This is a genomic window from Streptomyces albiaxialis, from assembly GCF_039530985.1.
Lineage (GTDB): Bacteria > Actinomycetota > Actinomycetes > Streptomycetales > Streptomycetaceae > Streptomyces > Streptomyces albiaxialis.
In genome coordinates this window covers 217,245-235,431 of the sequence record NZ_BAAAPE010000008.1, presented here as the reverse complement: position 1 = coordinate 235,431, position 18,187 = coordinate 217,245, and the positions used below count along the sequence as shown (strand labels likewise).

Below are 18,187 nucleotides of genomic sequence, written 5' to 3'. Positions count from 1 at the left end.
ATAGTTCGTGATGACGGGCATGCGGCAGGCGGTGGACGGCTCGGTGGAAGGCGTGGAGACGCGGACCCGGGCCGCCGTGCGCGTGAGCGGCCTGGTCAAGACCTATCCGCCGGTCCGCGCCCGTCGCCGTGCCGCAGCCGTGCCCGCCGTACGCGCGAGCGACGGCGTCACGCTGGAGGTCCGCCCGGGCGAGATCTTCGGCCTCCTCGGGCCCAACGGCGCCGGGAAGTCCACCCTCGTCCGCCAGCTCACCGGGCTGCTGCGGCCCGACGAGGGCGGCATCGAGGTGCTCGGGCACGACCTCGTGCGGCACCCGCGCCGCGCCGCGCGGCTGCTCGCCTACCTCGCACAGGAGTCCAGCGCCCTCGACGAGCTGACCGTCGCGCTCGCCGCCGAGACCACCGGGCGGCTGCGCGGGCTCGACCTGCCCGCCGCGCGGCGGGCCCGCGACGAGGTGCTGGACGAGCTGGACCTCGGGCCGCTCGCCGACCGCCCGCTCAAGCGCCTCTCCGGCGGCGAGCGGCGGCTGGCGTGCGTGGCGGCCGCGCTGGTCGGCGAGCGCCCCCTGCTGGTGCTGGACGAGCCGACCACCGGCATGGACCCGTACGCGCGCCGGGCTGTCTGGGCCGCCGTGGACCGCCGCCGCGCGGAGCACGGCGCGACGGTGGTGCTGGTGACGCACAACGTGATCGAGGCCGAGACCGTGCTCGACCGGGTCGCCGTCATCGACCGGGGACGGGTGATCGCCTGCGACACCCCGGGCGGGCTCAAGGCGACCGTCGGCGACGAGGTGCGGCTCGAACTGGTCTGGCGCGACGCGGCGCCCCTCGACGTCCCCGAGGTCGCCGCGCTCCACGGGACCGCCGCCGTCTCCGGCCGCCGCTGGACGCTGCGGCTGGCCCCGGAGGCGGCACGCGAGGCGGTGTCCCTGGTGACGGGCGGCCCGGCGTTCGCCGCGCTGGACGACTTCCGGCTGGCGACGCCCAGCCTGGAGGACGTGTACGTGGCGCTCGGCGGGCGCGCCGAGGGGGCCGACGGGGCCGAGGGCCTGGTGAAGGCGTGAGGGAAATGCGGGCGAGGCCGAGGGGTGGAGCAGCGACGTGAGTACAGCCGCAGCGGAGAACCGGGCGGTGCCCGCGACCGCCGCCGACCCCGGCTCCGGTCCCGACCGGGGCCGTGCCGCCCGCACCCGCACGGAAGGCCCGGCCCCGGACGCCCCGCCGTCCGGCGCCGCCGCCCCGGACACCACGGGCGCCGATGACGGCGCCGACGGCGCCCCGGCCGCCCTCGCCGCGCCCGCGCGGCTGTGGCCCGCGCTCGGGGCCGTCTACCGGGCGCAGCTCTCGCGGGCGCGCGTGGCCCGTATCCCGCTGCTGTTCGTGGCGACCTTCCAGTCGCTCGGGATCATGATCCTGATGCGCGGCGTCGTGGACGGGGGAGCGGAGGCGCGGGCCGTGGTCGCCGGGTCCAGCGTGCTGGTCGTCGCGTTCGTGGCGCTGAACCTGCTCGCGCAGTACTTCGGCCAGCTCCGCGCCAGCGGCGGGCTCGACCACTACGCGACGCTCCCCGTGCCGCCCGCCTCGGTGGTGCTCGGGACGGCGGCGGCCTACGCGTCCTTCACCGTGCCCGGCGTCGCGGTCTGCGCCGTCGCCGGGAGCCTGCTCTTCCAGTTGCCGCTGGGCGGGCTGTGGGTGCTCGCCGCCGTGATCCCGCTCGCCGGGGCCGCGCTCGCCGGGCTCGGCGCCGCGCTGGGCCTCCTCGCGCCACGTCCCGAACTCGCCACTGTGTGCGGCCAGTTGGGGATGTCGGCCGCGCTGCTGCTGGGCGTGCTGCCGGGCGACGACCTGCCGCTGCCGGTCCAGTGGGCGCGCGACGTGCTGCCGTCGACGTACGGCGTCGAGGCCCTCGCCCATACGTTCGAGGCGCGGCCCGACTGGAGCGTGGTGGCGCTCGACCTGGGCGTCTGCGCGGCCGTCGGCGTGCTCTCGCTGGCCGTCGCGACGCGGGCCTACAGGTGGGCGACGGTTCGCTGAAGCGCCCCGCAGGGGCGCGGGGAACCGCGCGCCCGGCCATGGCATCAGCCGCGTTCTGCAAGGCACGGGTAAGGGCAGCCTCCTGATCAGCCCTTGCAAGGGACCCTGCGCTGAGAGGGTCGGCCCACACCACAGCGGTAGCGCCTGGCACGATGGCGGGGTGAGCGTACCGACACCCTCCTCCCACAACCAGGACCCCTCGCAGCCCGCCGCGCCGCCCCAGGGGGCAGCGGGCCCGGTCCCGCCGCCCGTCGCCGAATGGACGCCGGGGCCCAACGACGAGGGAGGCGCGAGCGCCGGGCGCGAGGTGCGCGACGCGGTGCTCTACGGGCTCGGCGTGGCCGTCGTCGGCGTCGTGTTCGCGCTGCTGTGGGTCTGGATGGCGCCCAAGGTGCCGCTCTTCACCGACGGCAAGGCCGTCTACCTCAAGGATCCCGAGGGCGAGGAGGCGTTCGGCTCGGACGGGTCGTTCCTGCTGATCGGGGTCGTGATCGGCGTGGTGACCGGCGCCCTCGTGTTCTACTCCCGCCGGATCGGCGGCGTCGGCCTGGCCGTCGGGCTCGGCCTCGGCGCGCTGGCGGGCTCGTTCCTCGCCTGGCGGCTCGGGGTGTGGCTCGGGCCCGAGTCGGACATGGCCGTCGCCGCGAAGGAGGCGGGCAAGGGCGCGACCTTCGACGCGCCGATGAAGCTCCAGGCCAAGGGCGTGCTGCTGGCCTGGCCGCTGGCCGCGCTCGTCACCCACCTCGCGCTGACCGTGGTCCAGTGGCTGCGCGACGCGGGGGCGGCCCCGCTCGGACCGCCCCCGCCTCCGCCGCCCGTCGAGAAGAGCTAGCGGATTCTCAGGCCGGGCGGCGGCCGTGGTTCGCCCGGCCCTTCTTCAGCCGCCAGCGGCGTTTCCGGGTGCGCTTGGACATGGGCCCTCCCGTTTCTCCGTCGGCCGGAGTGTCCCTCTGGTCGTAACGGAGGACGGGTGCGCTGTGAAGCCCCGCGGCTCTCTTCCGTCGGGCCGACACGAGGGTGCTCCTTCCCCGCCGTCGCGGGGCGCGGTCCTGAGGACCGCCCTATGCGCGGGCGATCGGGGCCGTCACCGCGTCCGTGAGGGCCGCGAGGTCCTTCGGGGACAGCTCGATCTCCAGGCCGCGGCGGCCCGCCGAGACGCAGATCGTGGGGTGCCCGTCCGCCGAGGCGTCCAGCACCGTCGGCAGCCGCTTGCGCTGGCCCAGCGGGGAGATGCCGCCGCGCACGTAGCCGGTGGTGCGCTCGGCCGCCGCCGGGTCGGCCATCGCCGCGCGCTTGCCGCCCGTGGCGGAGGCGAGCGCCTTGAGGTCGAGCGAGGCCGAGACGGGCACGACGGCGACGGTCAGCGTCCCGTCGACGTCGGCCACGAGGGTCTTGAACACCTGCTCGGGGGAGACCCCGAGGGCCTCGGCGGCCTCCTCGCCGTACGAGGCGGCGGCCGGGTCGTGCTCGTAGGCGTGGGTGGTGAACGCGACCCCCGCCTCCGTCGCGGCGACCGTGGCGGGGGTCGCCGCGGACTGCTGCTTGGCCTGCTTGGCCTTCTTCTTCGCCATGCCCTCGCCAGGATCAGTTGGGGCTCGTGGGGTTGCGGGTGAGGTCCACGAGCGGAAGCGACGGGAGCTTACCGATCATGGAGGTCTCGCGCCGCAGGATTTTCAGCTCGTCGGCAAGCCGCGTCGCCGTGTCCGGGGCCTGGAGGAGGCGCTGCTTGGCGGGCGTGCTCAGCACCGTCGCCGCCGCCACGAGGTACGAGACCACCGACGGGTCGTCCGGCAGGTCCTGGTCCTGGCCCGCGGTCAGCGTCCGCTCGCGGGCGCTGGCCAGCCGCTTCTGGTAGCCGCGGAAGGCACGCAGCACCCCGGAGGCCAGGGCGCCGGCCCCGTCGCCCTCCTCCTCCGGGATCTCCTCCGTCTCGGCCATCAGATACGGGCCGCTCGCGTCGACGGAGAGCAGCCGGAACCGGGTGGTGCCGGTCGCCAGCACCTCGTACCCGGCGGTGCTCGTGCGCGGGTCGGAGCCCGAGCCGGCGCCCGGGGGACCCGGCTCGGGCTCCTCGCCGGGGCCGCTCGCGCCGCCGTTCGCGCGCTCGCGGATGGTGGAGGCGTCGGCGACGCAGCCCACCGCGTAGAACGACTTGATCGGGTCGGGGCCGAAGCCCGCCGCCGCCTCGGCGCCGGGGAGCGGCGCGGACTCGGGCAGCCCCGTCGCGGTCGGCGCGACCTCGCGGCCGTCCCGGATGGCGACCACGCCGAAGCGGCGCGGCGCGTCCTCGGGCAGGTCGAGGAGGTCGCGCATCAGGGCGCGATAGCGCGGCTCGAAGATGTTCAGGGGGAGGACCAGGCCCGGGAACAGCACCGTGTTGAGGGGGAAGAGCGGTAGGGCGGTTGTCACAACCGGTAAGCCTAAAGCCTTTGGAGAGTGAGAGAGCTGGAGCGGTGATTTCCGCTTCCCTCCGTACGCTCCTCGCCTCCCCTCCCGTACGCCCCCGCGTCCCCGCCGTACGCTCCTCGCCCGCCGCTCCTCCGCCCCCTACTGCCGCCGCAGCAGCCGTGTCGCGCCCGCCGCCACCGTCGTCGCCAGGATCCAGCCGAGCATGATCAGTCCGGCGGCCAGCCACTGATAGCCGCCCGCCGGGTTCCATGCCTGGTCCTGGCCGAAGGAGATCACGGGGAGCAGCAGGTCCAGCGTGTAGAGCGCGGCGTTCCAGTGCGGGTGCTCGTCGCCCTTGAGGGCCGAGGGGCGGTGGGACTCGAAGAGCAGCGCGCCGGTCAGCCACAGGAAGCCCATCCACAGCGCCGCCTGGCCGGGCCGGTACCCGTAGGCCACCGTCCAGTCCTGGAGATAGCCCCATATCTTGCCGGGCAGCGGCAGGGTCGCGCGGCGGCGGCGCTGCTTGGCCAGCAGGACGATCCGCGCGTTGGTGTCCTCTCCGCTGTTCCGGTACATCAGCGCGAGCTGCTCGTACGGCTCCGGGGCGTACTCCGCGGTGGCCGTCTCGACCCACTGGAGCCGCTCGCGGACGTTGAAGTGGCCCTCTTTCGCGATGGCGAGCTGGTACGTGAAGCCCGCCATCCACAGGCGCTCGTCCCGGGGCCAGCTCAGCGTCCGGTCCATCAGCTTCTCCACGGTCGCGCCGGACAGCACGATCAGGCCCCGCTCGGGCGTCTGCGGTGTGAAGGTCAGCTCCGGGGTGGTGATGCGGCGCAGCGACAGTTCCTGGTCGCGCTGGAGGTCCAGGCGGGCGTTCTCGATCACCAGCGAGGAGCCGAAGCGGCCGTCGTCCAGGACCATGCCGCCCGTGCACTCGAAGTGCTTGGTGCGCCACCTCGTCCCTCCCCCGGCCTCCGGCCGGGAGGGGCCCCCATGCGTGTGGAAGTCGTAGCGCGTGCCGGTCGGCGGGGTGGCGCCGTAGATCTGCGGGGCGCTGGCGCGGCCCGCGTCGGCGAAGCTGGCGACCTGCTCGACGGTCATCTGCGGCGCGTACAGCGCGTACCGCCCGCGCCGGTTGCGCAGCACCGAGCCGAACATGTGCAGCGAGCTGCCGACCGTCGCGCCGCGCAGGCTCACCAGCCCGTCCGTGACCAGCAGGCTGGCCTGCAGCTCCTGGGAGACGGTGATGCCGTCGGCGGAGACGGCGTGGCTGCGGCGGCCGCTGCCTATCGTCGCCTCGTTCAGCAGCAGGTCCGTGCCGATGGTGGCGTCCGTGAGCTTGATGCCGTCGGGGACGCTGCACCGGGGCAGGTGCAGATCGCCCTCGGTGGTGAGCCTGGCCCCCTCCAGGCGCGGGATGAAGCAGTCCACGAAGCGCGCGGTGTGCACCCGCGCCTCGGGCATCCTGATCTCCTTCTCGAAGCGGCACTGGCGCAGCTCGAAGTAGTGCTCGACGGCGCCGCCCGAGATGTCCAGGCACCCCGTGACGTACGCGCCGGTCAGGTGCAGCGAGGCCACGCGGCCGAGGAGCGGGGGCGGGCCGTGCAGCAGGAGCAGCGCGACCACGCGGGCGCGCACGGTGCGCTCGGGCCCCCACGGGTGGTCGCCGTTCGGATCGTCCAGCTCGGGCTCCCGGCTGCGCAGATCGTGCTCGCTGCCGTTGCGGAACGCCTGCCACAGGCCCCACTCCGCGGTGGTCAGTTGCAGGCCCGGCGGCGGCTCACCGGCGTCCACGGGCTCGCTCACGCCGCGTCCCCTCCCCCTCGGTCTTCGCTTGTGTCCTTGACGGCCGTGTCGATGACGGCCGTGTCGATGACGGCCGTGTTCATGACGGCTGTGTCCTTGACGGTCGTCACGCTTCCTTCCCGCTCTGTGACCAGATGAACGCTAGTGGCGACGATCGGCTCCCGGGGCCCGTATCAGCCACTGATACGGCCGCCGGACACCGAGGCGGGGTCTGAGAGACTGGGGAGTGTGATCTCCCGAATCGATCTGCGCGGCTCCGCGCTCGACCGTGACCTGCTGCCCCGTGCCGAGCTGGACGTGGAGGCCGCCCTGGAGAAGGTGCGCCCCCTCTGCGACGACGTGCGGCATCGGGGCACGGCGGCGGTCGTCGAGGCCACGGAGCGGTTCGACGGCGTGGAGCTGGAGCGGCTGCGCGTCCCGGCCGCGGCACTGTCCGAGGCCCTCACCACGCTCGACCCGGCCGTACGGGCGGCGCTGGAGGAGTCCATCCGCCGGGCCCGGATCGTCCACCGCGACCAGCGCCGCACCGACACCACCACCCACGTCGTGCCCGGCGGCACCGTCACCGAGCGCTGGGTGCCCGTCGAGCGCGTGGGGCTGTACGTCCCGGGCGGCCGTGCCGTCTACCCGTCGTCGGTGGTCATGAACGTCGTGCCGGCGCAGGAGGCCGGGGTCGGCTCGCTGGCCGTCTCCTCGCCGCCGCAGGCCGAGTTCGGGAACCTCCCGCACCCCACCATCCTCGCGGCCTGCGCCCTCCTCGGCGTGGACGAGGTCTACGCGGCGGGCGGCGCCCAGGCCGTGGCCATGTTCGCGTACGGGACGGAGGAGTGCGCCCCCGTCCAGCTCGTCACGGGCCCGGGGAACATCTACGTCGCGGCGGCCAAGCGCCTCCTCAAGGGCGTCATCGGCATCGACTCCGAGGCCGGTCCGACCGAGATCGCGATCCTCGCCGACGACACCGCGGACGCCGCGCACGTCGCCTCCGACCTGATCAGCCAGGCCGAGCACGACGTGGTCGCCGCCGCCGTCCTCGTCACCCCCTCCGAGGCGCTCGCCGAGGCCGTCGAGGCCGAGCTGAAGACCCAGGTGTCCGCCACGAAGCACCGCGAGCGCATCGCCGAGGCGCTGGCCGGGCGGCAGTCCGGCATCGTCCTCGTCGACGGCCTGGAGCACGGCCTCGCGGTCGTGAACGCGTACGCGGCCGAGCACCTGGAGATCCAGACCGAGGACGCCGCGCACTGGGCGTCCCGGGTGATCAACGCGGGCGCGGTCTTCGTCGGCCCCTACGCCCCGGTCTCCCTCGGCGACTACGCCGCGGGTTCGAACCACGTGCTGCCCACGGGCGGCTGCGCCTGCCATTCCTCCGGCCTGTCCGTGCAGTCGTTCCTGCGCGGCATCCATGTCGTGGACTACACGAAGGAGGCCCTCGCCGACGTCACCCACCACGTGGTGACGCTGGCCGAGGCGGAGGATCTGCCCGCGCACGGCGCGGCGCTCAAGGCAAGGTTCGACTGGAAGGTTCCGGAGAGCGGCAAGTGAGCACCATCGACTCCCTCCCGATCAGGGACGAGCTGCGCGGCAAGTCCCCGTACGGCGCCCCGCAGTTGGACGTCCCCGTGCGGCTGAACACGAACGAGAACCCGTACCCGCTGCCCGAGGAACTCGTGGCGCGGATCGGCGAGCGCGTCACCGAGGCCGCCCGCCACCTCAACCGCTACCCCGACAGGGACGCGGTCGAGCTGCGCACCGAGCTGGCCCGGTATCTGTCGCGCACGGCGGGCCACACCGTCGGCGCCGAGAACGTATGGGCGGCCAACGGGTCGAACGAGGTCATCCAGCAGCTCCTGCAGACCTTCGGCGGCCCCGGGCGCACGGCGATCGGCTTCGAGCCCTCGTACTCGATGCACGGCCTCATCTCGCGCGGCACCGGCACCGGCTGGATCTCGGGCCCGCGCAACGAGGACTTCACGATCGACGTCGAGGCCGCGGTCCGCGCCATCGCCGAGCACAGGCCGGACGTCGTCTTCGTCTGCTCGCCCAACAACCCCACGGGCACCGCCGTCGACGAGGCGACCGTCCTCGCGCTGTACGAGGCGGCGCAGGCGGCCCGTCCCGAGCACGGCGCGCTGGTCGTGGTGGACGAGGCGTACGGCGAGTTCTCGCACCACCCCTCGCTGCTGCCGCTGATCGAGGGCCGCCCGACGCTGGTGCTCTCGCGCACCATGTCCAAGGCGTTCGGCGCGGCCGGGCTGCGGCTCGGCTATCTCGCCGCCGACCCGGCGGTGGTGGACGCGGTGCAGCTCGTCCGGCTGCCGTACCACCTGTCGGCCGTCACCCAGGCCACCGCGCTCGCCGCGCTCGAACACACCGATACGCTGCTCGGGTACGTCGAGCAGCTCAAGTCCGAACGGGACCGGCTGGTGACCGAACTGCGCGCGATCGGGTGCGACGTCACCGCGTCCGACGCCAACTTCGTGCAGTTCGGCCGGTTCGCCGACGCCCACGAAGCCTGGGCGGCGCTGCTCGCCCACGGCGTGCTCGTACGGGACAACGGAGTACCGGGCTGGCTGCGGGTGTCCACCGGGACCCCGGAGGAGAACGACGCCTTTCTCGAAGCGGTGCGAGCCGTGACGAAGGACCTCAAGGAGAAGAGCGAACGATGACGCGCAGAGGCCGCGTGGAGCGCACCACCAAGGAGACCTCGGTCGTGGTCGAGATCGACCTCGACGGCACGGGTCGGGTCGACGTGTCGACCGGGGTGGGCTTCTACGACCACATGCTCGACCAGCTCGGCCGCCACGGGCTCTTCGACCTCACGGTCAAGACCGACGGCGATCTGCACATCGACAGCCACCACACCATCGAGGACACCGCGCTCGCGCTGGGCGCCGCCTTCAAGCAGGCGCTCGGCGACAAGAAGGGCATCGTCCGCTTCGCGAACGCCTCGGTGCCGCTGGACGAGTCGCTGGCCCAGGTCACCGTCGACCTGTCCGGCCGCCCGTACCTCGTGCACACCGAGCCCGAGGGCATGGCCCCGATCATCGGCGCCGAGTACGACACGACGATGACCCGGCACATACTGGAGTCGTTCGTCGCGCAGGCCCAGATCGCGCTGCACGTCCACGTGCCGTACGGGCGCAACGCGCACCACATCGTCGAGTGCCAGTTCAAGGCCCTGGCCCGCGCACTGCGGTACGCGAGCGAGATCGACCCCAGGCAGAAGGGGATTCCGTCCACCAAGGGCGCGCTGTGACGGGCCTGTCGGCGCTCCTCATCTTCGTCGGGCTCTTCTTCGCGGGCGGCGCCGTCTCGTTCTGGAAGCAGCAGCTTCCCAAGGGCGTGATCGGGCTGCTCGCGGGCGCCTCCGTGCTCGCGCTGCTCGCCGGGATCCTGCGGCTGGACTGGTGGTCATGACGGACACGAAGAAGGTCGTCGTCTTCGACTACGGCTTCGGCAACGTCCGCTCCGCCGAGCGCGCGCTCGTCCGGGCCGGGGCCGACGTCGAGATCACCCGGGACTACGACACGGCGATGACCGCCGACGGGCTGCTCGTGCCCGGCGTCGGCGCGTTCGCCGCCTGCGTCGAGGGGCTGCGCGCCGCGCGCGGCGACTGGGTCATCGGGCGGCGGCTCGCCGGGGGACGGCCCGTGATGGGCATCTGCGTCGGCATGCAGATCCTCTTCTCGCGCGGCATCGAGCACGGTCATGAGGCCGAGGGCATGGACGAATGGCCGGGAACGGTCGGTCCGCTCAAGGCCCCCGTCGTCCCGCACATGGGCTGGAACACCGTGGAGGCCGCCGAGGGCTCGCGGCTCTTCGCCGGTCTGCCGGACGACGCGCGCTACTACTTCGTGCACTCCTACGCCGTGCACGACTGGGAGCTGGAGACGGTCAACCCGGCCATGACGGCCCCCAGGGTGAGCTGGACGACGCACGGTGAGCCGTTCGTCTCGGCTGTCGAGAACGGCCCGCTGTGGGCCACCCAGTTCCACCCCGAGAAGTCCGGCGACGCCGGAGCGCAACTGCTGAGCAACTGGATCGGAACCCTGTGAGTCCTGTGAGTCCTGTGAGCAAGCTCGAACTGCTTCCCGCCGTCGACGTCCGCGACGGCCAGGCCGTGCGCCTCGTGCACGGCGAGTCCGGCTCCGAGACCTCGTACGGCGACCCGCTGGAGGCGGCCCTCGCCTGGCAGCGCGCGGGCGCCGAGTGGCTGCATCTGGTCGACCTGGACGCCGCGTTCGGCACCGGCGACAACCGCGAGCGGATCGCGGAGGTCGCCCGCTCGATGGACCTCAAGGTCGAGCTGTCCGGCGGCATCCGCGACGACGCCTCGCTCGCCGCGGCGCTCGCCACCGGCTGCACCCGCGTCAACCTCGGCACGGCCGCGCTGGAGACCCCCGAGTGGGTCGCCAAGATCATCGCCGAGCACGGCGACAAGATCGCCGTCGGCCTCGACGTACGCGGCACCACGCTGCGCGGACGCGGCTGGACGCGCGACGGCGGAGACCTCTACGAGACGCTGGAGCGGCTCGACGCGGAGGGCTGCGCCCGCTACGTCGTCACCGACATCGCCAAGGACGGCACGCTCCAGGGCCCCAACCTCCAGCTCCTGCGCGACGTCTGCGCGGCCACCGACCGGCCCGTCGTCGCGAGCGGCGGCGTCTCCTCCCTTGACGATCTGCGGGCGATCGCGAGTCTGGTACCGGAGGGTGTCGAGGGAGCGATCGTCGGCAAGGCGCTGTATGCCGAGGCGTTCACCCTGGAAGAGGCGTTGGAGGCGGTTGCGGGATGACGGACGTGCGGCGCGTGCAGAGCGGAAGCCCCTGGGAAGAGGAGTTCGGATTCGCACGTGCCGTCGCGGCCGGGGACCGCGTGCTCGTCGGCGGCACCACCGCGTTCCGCGGGAAGGTGCTGCACGGCGAGGGCGATCCGTACGAACAGGCGCGCGTCGCCTGCGAGAACGCGCTCGCGGCGCTCGCCGAGTTCGGCCTCGGCGCGGACGCCGTCCTGCGCACCCGGCTCTATCTCGCCCACACCCGCGACGTGGACGCGGTGGGCAGGGCCCACGCGGAGGCGTTCGGCGCGGCCCGCCCCGTCACGACGATGGTCGTGGTCACGGGGTTCGTCGACTCCCGCATCCTCGTCGAGGTCGAGGTCGAAGCATTCCGAGAAGCCTGAGAAACACAGCACGAGGAGCCAGAAGCACATGACCCTCGCGGTCCGAGTCATCCCCTGCCTGGACGTGGACGGCGGCCGGGTCGTCAAGGGCGTCAACTTCCAGAACCTGCGCGACGCCGGAGACCCGGTGGAGATGGCGAAGGTGTACGACGCGGAGGGCGCCGACGAGCTGACGTTCCTCGACATCACCGCCTCATCCGGCGACCGCGAGACGACGTACGACGTGGTGCGGCGCACCGCCGAGCAGGTGTTCATCCCGCTGACGGTCGGCGGCGGCGTCCGTACGGCCGAGGACGTCGACCGGCTGCTGCGCGCCGGGGCCGACAAGGTCGGGGTCAACACGGCGGCCATCGCCCGGCCCGAGCTGATCCGGGAGATCGCCGAGCGGTTCGGCAGCCAGGTGCTGGTCCTGTCGGTGGATGCCCGGCGCACCGACTCCGGCTCCTTCGAGGTGACGACGCACGGCGGCCGGCGGAGCGCCGGTATCGACGCCGTCGAGTGGGCGCACCGCGCGGCCGAGCTGGGCGCGGGGGAGATCCTGCTCAACTCGATGGACGCGGACGGCACCAAGGACGGCTACGACACCGAGATGATCGCCGCCGTACGGGAACACGTCGGCGTCCCCGTGATCGCCAGCGGCGGCGCGGGCGAGCTGGGCCACTTCCCGTCCGCGATCGACGCGGGCGCGGACGCCGTGCTGGCCGCGTCCGTCTTCCACTTCGGGGACCTGCGCATCGGCGACGTCAAGGAGAGGCTGCGCGCCACGGGCCACCCCGTCAGGTGACCTCGGCCTCGGCCGGGACGGAGCGGGCGAGGGCCTCGACGAAGGCGGCGGAGGCGTCCGGGGGCGCGGCGTGGCGCTGCTGGAGGACCGCGTACACGCTGCGGTACGGCGGCTCGCTCAGGCGGCGGATCGCCAGGTCCGGGCGGAGTGCGGGGAGCAGCAGCGCGGGGGCGAGCAGGACGCCGAAGCCCGCGGCGACGAACGCCTGTTTGCCGAGCCAGCCCCCGCACTGGATGTCGATGCGCGGCGTGAACCCGGCCCGCGCGCAGGCCGTCGCGAGGACGGAGGCGGAGCCCGCGTAGTCCTCGACCCAGGTCTCCTCGGCCAGTTCGGCCAGGTCCAGCGGGCCGCCGTCCGCGTCGGCGAGGCGGTGGCCGCGCGGCAGGGCGCACAGCAGCTCGTCGTCGAGGAGGTGGGTGGCGCGCAGGCCCTCGCGCGCGGGCAGACCCGGCGGGTAGTCGGAGAGGACGGCGACGTCCAGCTCGCCGTCGAGCAGCCGCGGCAGCAGCCGCGGCGTGACGTCCTCGGTGAACTCGACGCGTACGGCCGGGCGTTCGGCCGTGAACGCGGTGAGCGCCCGCGGCAGCAGCGCCGCCGAGGCCGACGGGACGGCGCCGACGCGGATACGGGCCGCGGCCGTGCCGTACCGCGCGACGGCGGCGACCTCCCGCTCGGCGCGGTCGAACTGCGCGAGGATCGCCGTCGCGTGGTCCAGCAGCGCGGCGCCCGCGGGCGTGGGCCGTACGCCGCGGGCGTGGCGGCACAGCAGCGGGGCCCGCAGCCGGGTCTCCAGCGAGGCGATCTGCCGGGAGAGCGCGGACTGCGTGTACCCGAGCGCCTGGGCCGCCGAGCTGATCGAGCCGCGGCGGCAGACCTCGGAGAACGAGCGGAGGGCGGTGACGTCCATGGGAGCGCAGCGTAGTCCCGGCTATGCGTGCCGCGCATCGCTGCCCTGCGGGATATGCGCTGGTGCGATGGGTGGAGCGGGGGTGAGGATGGCGGGCATGAGCGAGAAGGTCGAGATCACACACATCCCCGAGCCGGAGGGCGTACGCCCCGGGAACGGCTATACGAACGTCGTCACCGGCACCGGGCGGCTCGTCACGGTGGCCGGGCAGATCGCGCTGGACCCCGAGGGGAACCTGGTGGGGGAGGGCGACCCCGAGGCCCAGGCGCGGCAGGTCTTCGAGAACCTGCGCCGCTGTCTGGGGTCGGCGGGGGTGGGGTTCGACGAGGTCGTCAAGCTGACATATTTCGTGACGGACGTCGCGTATCTGCCCGCGATCCGCAAGGTGCGGGACGAGTACGTGGACACGGCACGCCCTCCGGCCAGCAGCGCGGTCCAGGTGGCCGCCCTCTTCCGCCCCGACCTCCTCCTGGAGATCGAGGCCTTCGCCCTGGCCCCCTGACCCCCTGCGCCCGGCACAGAGGGCTCGCCCCGTCAGGGGTCAGCTCTTGGTCGCGGCGCGGAGGTATTCGCGGTTCATCTTCGCGATGGACGGCATCGGGATGCCCTTGGGGCAGGCCGTGGCGCACTCCCCGGCGAGGGTGCAGCCGCCGAAGCCCTCGGCGTCCATCTGGGCCACCATGTCCAGCACCCGGGACTCCCGTTCGGGGGCGCCCTGCGGCAGGGAGTTGAGGTGGTTGACCTTCGCCGAGGTGAAGAGCATCGCGGAGCCGTTGGGGCAGGCGGCCACGCACGCCCCGCATCCGATGCACTCCGCGTGCGCGAACGCGGCGTCGGCCGCCGGTTTCGGCACCGGCGTCGCGTGCGCCTCGGGCGCGCTGCCCGTGGGCGCCGTGACGTAGCCGCCCGCGCCGATGACGCGGTCGAAGGCCGAGCGGTCCACCATCAGGTCCCGCACCACGGGGAAGGCGGCGGCACGCCAGGGCTCGATGTCGATCGTGTCCCCGTCCCGGAAGTGCCGCATGTGGAGCTGGCAGGTGGTGGTCCGCTCGGGGCCGTGGGCCTCGCCGTTGATCACCATGCCGCAGGCCCCGCAGATGCCCTCGCGGCAGTCGTGGTCGAAGGCGACGGGTTCCTCGCCCTTGAGGATCAGCTCCTCGTTGAGGGTGTCGAGCATCTCCAGGAACGACATGTCGGGGGAGATGTCCTCGACCTCGTACGTCCGCATCGCCCCGTCCGATCCGGGGCCCTCCTGGCGCCAGATGCGCAGCGTCAATCTCATGCCCGTGCTCACGTGTAACTCCGCTGTGTGGGGTGTACGTACTCGAAGTCGAGGGTTTCCCTGTGCAGGACGGGCGCCCGGCCCGGTCCCGTGAACTCCCAGGCCGCCGCGTAGGAGAACTCCTCGTCCTTGCGCGCGGCCTCGCCGTCCTCCGTGCGGCTCTCCTCGCGGAAGTGGCCGCCGCAGGACTCGGTGCGGTGGAGGGCGTCGAGGCACATCAGCTCGGCGAGTTCGAGGTGGTCGGCGACGCGGTTGGCCTTCTCCAGGGACTGGTTGAGCTGCCGGCCGTTGCCGGGGATGCGGATGCGCTCCCAGAACTCCTCCCGGAGCGCCGGGATCCGGTCCAGGGCCTTGCGCAGCCCCGCGTCCGTACGGGACATCCCGCAGTGGTCCCACATCAGCTCGCCCAGCTCGCGGTGGAAGGAGTCGGGTGTGCGGTCGCCGTTGTTCGACAGGAGCCGGTACTGCCGGTCGGTGACCTCGAAGACGGCCTCGTGCACCGAGGGGTGGTCCTCGTCCAGGTCCTCCAGCTCCGCGCGCGGCGTGCGCGCGAGGTAGTCGCCGAGGGTGGCCGGAAGGATGAAGTAGCCGTCCGCCAGGCCCTGCATCAGCGCGGAGGCGCCGAGCCGGTTGGCGCCGTGGTCGGAGAAGTTGGCCTCGCCGATGGCGAAGAGGCCGGGGACCGTGGTCATCAGGTCGTAGTCGACCCACAGGCCGCCCATCGTGTAGTGGATGGCCGGATAGATCCGCATGGGGCGGGTGTACGGGTCCTCCGCGGTGATGCGGGCGTACATGTCGAAGAGGTTGCCGTACTTCTCCTCGACCGCCTCCCGGCCCATCCGGGAGATCGCGTCGGCGAAGTCGAGATAGACGCCCTGGCCGCCGGGGCCGACGCCGCGTCCCTCGTCGCAGACGTTCTTCGCGGCGCGCGAGGCGATGTCGCGGGGGACCAGGTTGCCGAACGAGGGGTACTGGCGCTCCAGGTAGTAGTCCCGCTCGTCCTCCGGGATCGCGCCCGGCTCGCGGGTGTCGCCGTGCTTCTTCGGGACCCAGATCCGGCCGTCGTTGCGCAGCGACTCGCTCATCAGCGTGAGCTTCGACTGGTGGTCGCCGGAGCGCGGGATGCAGGTGGGGTGGATCTGGGTGAAGCAGGGGTTCGCGAAGTACGCGCCGCGCCGGTGGGCGCGCCAGACGGCCGTCGCGTTGGAGTTCTTCGCGTTGGTGGAGAGGTAGAAGACGTTGCCGTAGCCGCCCGTCGCGAGGACGACCGCGTCCGCGAAGTAGGTGTCGATGCGGCCCGTGAGCAGGTCGCGGGCGACGATGCCGCGCGCCCGGCCGCCCGCCACGATCAGGTCGAGCATCTCGGTGCGCGGGTGCATCTCGACGTTGCCCTCGGCGATCTGCCGGGAGAGCGCCTGGTAGGCGCCGAGCAGGAGCTGCTGCCCGGTCTGGCCGCGGGCGTAGAACGTACGGGAGACCTGGACGCCGCCGAACGAGCGGGTGTCCAGCAGCCCGCCGTACTCGCGGGCGAAGGGCACGCCCTGGGCCACGCACTGGTCGATGATCTCGACGGAGATCTCCGCGAGCCGGTGGACGTTGGACTCGCGGGAACGGAAGTCGCCGCCCTTGACCGTGTCGTAGAAGAGGCGGTGGACCGAGTCGCCGTCGTTGCGGTAGTTCTTCGCGGCGTTGATGCCGCCCTGCGCGGCGACGGAGTGGGCGCGGCGCGGCGAGTCCTGATAGCAGAACTGCACGACGTGGTAGCCCTGTTCGGCCAGCGTCGCGCCCGCCGAGCCGCCGGCCAGGCCGGTGCCGACGACGATGACGGTGCGCTTGCGGCGGTTGGCCGGGTTGACGAGCTTGGCCTCGAAGCGCCGCCGGTCCCAGCGCTCGGCGACGGGCCCGCCGGGCGCCTTGGCGTCGGCGAGCGGCTTGCCGGTGTCGTAGGAGGTGTAGGGGGTTCCGTAGGCGGTCCCGTAGGCGTTCATGGTCAGCTCACGACTCCCGTCATGACCCCGAGGGGGACGGAGATGAATCCGAGGGTGAGGACGACGGCGAGGACGTTCGCCGTCGTCTTGAGGACGCGCGAGGCGCCCGGGCGTGTGACACCGAGGGTCTGCGCCGCGCTCCAGAAGCCGTGCCGGACGTGGAGGCCGACGGCGGTCACGGCGACGATGTAGATGACGTTGCCGTACCAGGTGTCGAAGGTCGCGACGACGTTCTCGTACGGATGGCCGTGCTGGCCGCGCGGGTTCACGGTGCCGGTCGTCAGGTCGAGGATGTGCCAGACGATGAACAGCGCGAGGATGATCCCGCCCCAGCGCATGGTCCGCGTCGCGTAGCTCGTACGGGCGCGGGTGTGCGCGTACTTGGTGGGGCGCGCGGCGAGGTCGCGGCGGCTGAGCTGGTACGCGCTGACGCCGTGCAGCACCACGGCCGCCAGCAGTCCGACCCGGACGACCCACAGGAACCACTCGTAGTGGAGCAGGGGGTCGCCGATGGTGCGCAGCCAGTGCGCGTAGCCGTTCATCTCGTCGGGCCCGAAGAAGACCTTCAGGTTGCCCAGCATGTGCGCGACGAGGTACGCCAGCATGGCCAGTCCGGTGACGGCCATGACGGTCTTCTTGCCGATCGTCGAGGACCAGAGGGTGCGGACGGGCCCCCTGCGGGGGGCGCGGCCCGTGCCCGTGCGCGCGCTCGTTCGCGTTGCCAGTGCCATGGACACCGAAGGTAGGGAGCCGGGGCGGCATCAGTCCAAGACATAGAAATGCTGCGCTGGATAGGTGCTGCCTATGAATCATGATTACGCTGGTCCCATGCAGCTCCAGCAGCTCCGGTACTTCGCCGCCGTCGCCGACACCCGGCACTTCACCCGCGCCGCGCAGCGCGAGCACGTCGCGCAGCCCTCCCTCTCCCAGCAGATCCGTGCGCTCGAACGGGAGCTGGGCGCCGAGCTGTTCCACCGTGCCCGCGGCCACATCTCGCTGACGGACGCGGGCGAGGCGCTGCTGCCGCTGGCCCGCCGCATCCTCGCCGACACCGAGACCGCGCGCCGCGAGGTCCAGGAGGTCGCCCGCCTCCAGCGCGGCCGGGTCCGGCTCGGGGCGACGCCGAGCCTGTGCGCGAGCCTCGTCCCCGACGTGCTGCGCGCCTTCCACGACGCCTACCCGGGCGTCGACCTCGTCGTCCACGAGGACGGCTCCCAGGACCTCGTACGGGTGCTGGCCGCGGGCGAGCTGGACCTCGCCCTGATCATCACCCCGCTCCACGGGCAGGCCCCGGCCCTGCACACCTCCGAGCTGCTGCGCGAGGAGCTGGTCGTGGTCTCGGCCCCGGACGCGCCGCCGCCCGTGCGGCGTACCCGGATCCGCGTGGAGGACCTGCGCGACCGCCCCCTGGCGATGTTCCGCCGGGGGTACGACCTGCGGGAGTTCACCGTCGCCGCGTGCCGCGAGGCGGGCTTCGAGCCGGTGATGGGCGTCGAGGGCGGCGAGATGGACGCGGTCCTCGCCTTCGTACGGGCGGGGCTGGGCGTCGCCGTGGTGCCGGGCATGGTCGCCGACCGCGCGGGCCTGCGCGCCACCCGCTTCGCCGCACCGGGCCTCCACCGCACGATCTCCGTCGCCCACCGCGGCGACGTCTCCCCACCACGCGCGGCCCGCGAACTGCAGCGGATCCTCACGGAGCGCCTGCGGGGCGGCGAGGCGTGAGCGCGGCCTCCTCGCGGAGGGAATCCGCGCCCGGTGCCGGGCTGCGCCGCGGCCTGCGCGCCGCGCGCCGGGGCGGGGCCCATCGGGCGGCTGCGGTGG

At 73.1% G+C, this 18,187-nt stretch carries 21 protein-coding genes; 13 read left to right on the top strand and 8 right to left on the bottom strand.

The genetic code is table 11. The features are described 5' to 3' along the window. The first annotated feature begins 7 nt into the window (after positions 1-7). The 3 genes from ABD343_RS17265 to ABD343_RS17255 all read left to right on the top strand — a co-directional run bounded on the left by ABD343_RS17265 (position 8) and on the right by ABD343_RS17255 (position 2,865). Positions 8-1,063 carry an ABC transporter ATP-binding protein gene (locus ABD343_RS17265; RefSeq protein ID WP_425578199.1) on the top strand — a complete coding sequence of 352 codons (1,056 nt, stop codon included), beginning with the start codon at positions 8-10 and terminating at the stop codon, positions 1,061-1,063. A gap of 37 nt (positions 1,064-1,100) precedes the next feature. After that, positions 1,101-2,033, top strand: coding sequence for an ABC transporter permease (locus tag ABD343_RS17260; RefSeq protein ID WP_344529015.1), 933 nt, complete (start codon positions 1,101-1,103; stop codon positions 2,031-2,033). A gap of 160 nt (positions 2,034-2,193) precedes the next feature. Continuing rightward, a complete protein-coding gene (locus tag ABD343_RS17255) occupies positions 2,194-2,865 on the top strand; it encodes a hypothetical protein (RefSeq protein ID WP_344529013.1) in 672 nt (223 codons plus the stop codon). A 7-nt stretch (positions 2,866-2,872) separates the two neighbouring features. Here the strand turns inward: ABD343_RS17255 and ABD343_RS41110 are convergent, their stop codons facing one another. From ABD343_RS41110 to ABD343_RS17240, 4 genes are all read right to left on the bottom strand, one after another. Continuing rightward, positions 2,873-2,947, bottom strand: coding sequence for a 50S ribosomal protein bL37 (locus tag ABD343_RS41110; RefSeq protein ID WP_466319588.1), 75 nt, complete (start codon positions 2,945-2,947; stop codon positions 2,873-2,875). Between the two features lie 147 nt (positions 2,948-3,094). After that, positions 3,095-3,604, bottom strand: a complete 510-nt coding sequence (gene ybaK, locus ABD343_RS17250) for a Cys-tRNA(Pro) deacylase (RefSeq protein ID WP_344529011.1) — start codon at positions 3,602-3,604, stop codon at positions 3,095-3,097. Between the two features lie 13 nt (positions 3,605-3,617). Beyond that, positions 3,618-4,442 (bottom strand): LON peptidase substrate-binding domain-containing protein, encoded by an 825-nt coding sequence (locus tag ABD343_RS17245; RefSeq protein ID WP_344529009.1) that lies wholly within the window; start codon positions 4,440-4,442, stop codon positions 3,618-3,620. Between the two features lie 138 nt (positions 4,443-4,580). Next, positions 4,581-6,227, bottom strand: coding sequence for an oxidoreductase (locus ABD343_RS17240; RefSeq protein ID WP_344529007.1), 1,647 nt, complete (start codon positions 6,225-6,227; stop codon positions 4,581-4,583). Between the two features lie 228 nt (positions 6,228-6,455). Between ABD343_RS17240 and hisD the strand changes: the two genes are divergently transcribed. Genes hisD through hisF form a run of 8 tightly spaced genes read left to right on the top strand, consistent with a single transcriptional unit; the run spans position 6,456 to position 12,189 of the window. Continuing rightward, the gene (hisD, locus tag ABD343_RS17235; RefSeq protein WP_344529005.1) at positions 6,456-7,766 is read left to right on the top strand and encodes a histidinol dehydrogenase; all 1,311 of its coding nucleotides are present in this window, start codon (positions 6,456-6,458) and stop codon (positions 7,764-7,766) included. Next, positions 7,763-8,890 (top strand): histidinol-phosphate transaminase, encoded by a 1,128-nt coding sequence (locus tag ABD343_RS17230; protein ID WP_344529003.1) that lies wholly within the window; start codon positions 7,763-7,765, stop codon positions 8,888-8,890. The genes hisD and ABD343_RS17230 overlap by 4 nt, the downstream gene beginning before the upstream one ends. Continuing rightward, complete coding sequence (gene hisB / locus ABD343_RS17225; protein ID WP_344529001.1) at positions 8,887-9,480, top strand: imidazoleglycerol-phosphate dehydratase HisB; 594 nt, start codon at positions 8,887-8,889, stop codon at positions 9,478-9,480. Before ABD343_RS17230 ends, hisB begins: the two co-directional genes overlap by 4 nt. Beyond that, entirely contained in the window at positions 9,477-9,641 is a 165-nt protein-coding gene (locus ABD343_RS17220) for a hypothetical protein (RefSeq protein WP_344528999.1), read from the top strand. The genes hisB and ABD343_RS17220 overlap by 4 nt, the downstream gene beginning before the upstream one ends. Next, positions 9,638-10,279: an imidazole glycerol phosphate synthase subunit HisH gene (gene hisH, locus ABD343_RS17215; RefSeq protein ID WP_425578198.1), complete on the top strand. Its 642-nt coding sequence runs from the start codon at positions 9,638-9,640 to the stop codon at positions 10,277-10,279. Before ABD343_RS17220 ends, hisH begins: the two co-directional genes overlap by 4 nt. Positions 10,280-10,293: 14 nt before the next feature. After that, positions 10,294-11,019, top strand: a complete 726-nt coding sequence (gene priA, locus ABD343_RS17210; protein ID WP_344528995.1) for a bifunctional 1-(5-phosphoribosyl)-5-((5-phosphoribosylamino)methylideneamino)imidazole-4-carboxamide isomerase/phosphoribosylanthranilate isomerase PriA — start codon at positions 10,294-10,296, stop codon at positions 11,017-11,019. After that, positions 11,016-11,405 (top strand): RidA family protein, encoded by a 390-nt coding sequence (locus tag ABD343_RS17205; RefSeq protein WP_344528993.1) that lies wholly within the window; start codon positions 11,016-11,018, stop codon positions 11,403-11,405. The genes priA and ABD343_RS17205 overlap by 4 nt, the downstream gene beginning before the upstream one ends. A 28-nt stretch (positions 11,406-11,433) precedes the next feature. Then, complete coding sequence (gene hisF / locus ABD343_RS17200) at positions 11,434-12,189, top strand: imidazole glycerol phosphate synthase subunit HisF (RefSeq protein WP_344528991.1); 756 nt, start codon at positions 11,434-11,436, stop codon at positions 12,187-12,189. Here hisF and ABD343_RS17195 read toward each other — a convergent pair. After that, positions 12,182-13,096, bottom strand: a complete 915-nt coding sequence (locus ABD343_RS17195; protein ID WP_344528989.1) for a LysR family transcriptional regulator — start codon at positions 13,094-13,096, stop codon at positions 12,182-12,184. The genes hisF and ABD343_RS17195 overlap by 8 nt on opposite strands. 97 nt (positions 13,097-13,193) lie before the next feature. Here ABD343_RS17195 and ABD343_RS17190 point away from each other — a divergent pair, with 97 nt between their 5' ends. Continuing rightward, positions 13,194-13,598: a RidA family protein gene (locus tag ABD343_RS17190; protein ID WP_344528987.1), complete on the top strand. Its 405-nt coding sequence runs from the start codon at positions 13,194-13,196 to the stop codon at positions 13,596-13,598. A 39-nt stretch (positions 13,599-13,637) separates the two neighbouring features. Here ABD343_RS17190 and ABD343_RS17185 read toward each other — a convergent pair whose 3' ends face one another. The 3 genes from ABD343_RS17185 to ABD343_RS17175 are packed head-to-tail and all read right to left on the bottom strand — an operon-like array spanning position 13,638 to position 17,097. After that, positions 13,638-14,378 carry a succinate dehydrogenase/fumarate reductase iron-sulfur subunit gene (locus tag ABD343_RS17185; protein ID WP_344528985.1) on the bottom strand — a complete coding sequence of 247 codons (741 nt, stop codon included), beginning with the start codon at positions 14,376-14,378 and terminating at the stop codon, positions 13,638-13,640. Positions 14,379-14,386: 8 nt separating this feature from the next. Continuing rightward, a complete protein-coding gene (locus ABD343_RS17180; protein ID WP_344528983.1) occupies positions 14,387-16,366 on the bottom strand; it encodes a fumarate reductase/succinate dehydrogenase flavoprotein subunit in 1,980 nt (659 codons plus the stop codon). A gap of 2 nt (positions 16,367-16,368) precedes the next feature. Continuing rightward, positions 16,369-17,097 (bottom strand): succinate dehydrogenase cytochrome b subunit, encoded by a 729-nt coding sequence (locus ABD343_RS17175; RefSeq protein ID WP_425578197.1) that lies wholly within the window; start codon positions 17,095-17,097, stop codon positions 16,369-16,371. A 97-nt stretch (positions 17,098-17,194) separates the two neighbouring features. Between ABD343_RS17175 and ABD343_RS17170 the strand changes: the two genes are divergently transcribed. Then, entirely contained in the window at positions 17,195-18,088 is an 894-nt protein-coding gene (locus ABD343_RS17170) for a LysR family transcriptional regulator (protein WP_344528981.1), read from the top strand. Positions 18,089-18,187 lie beyond the last annotated feature (99 nt).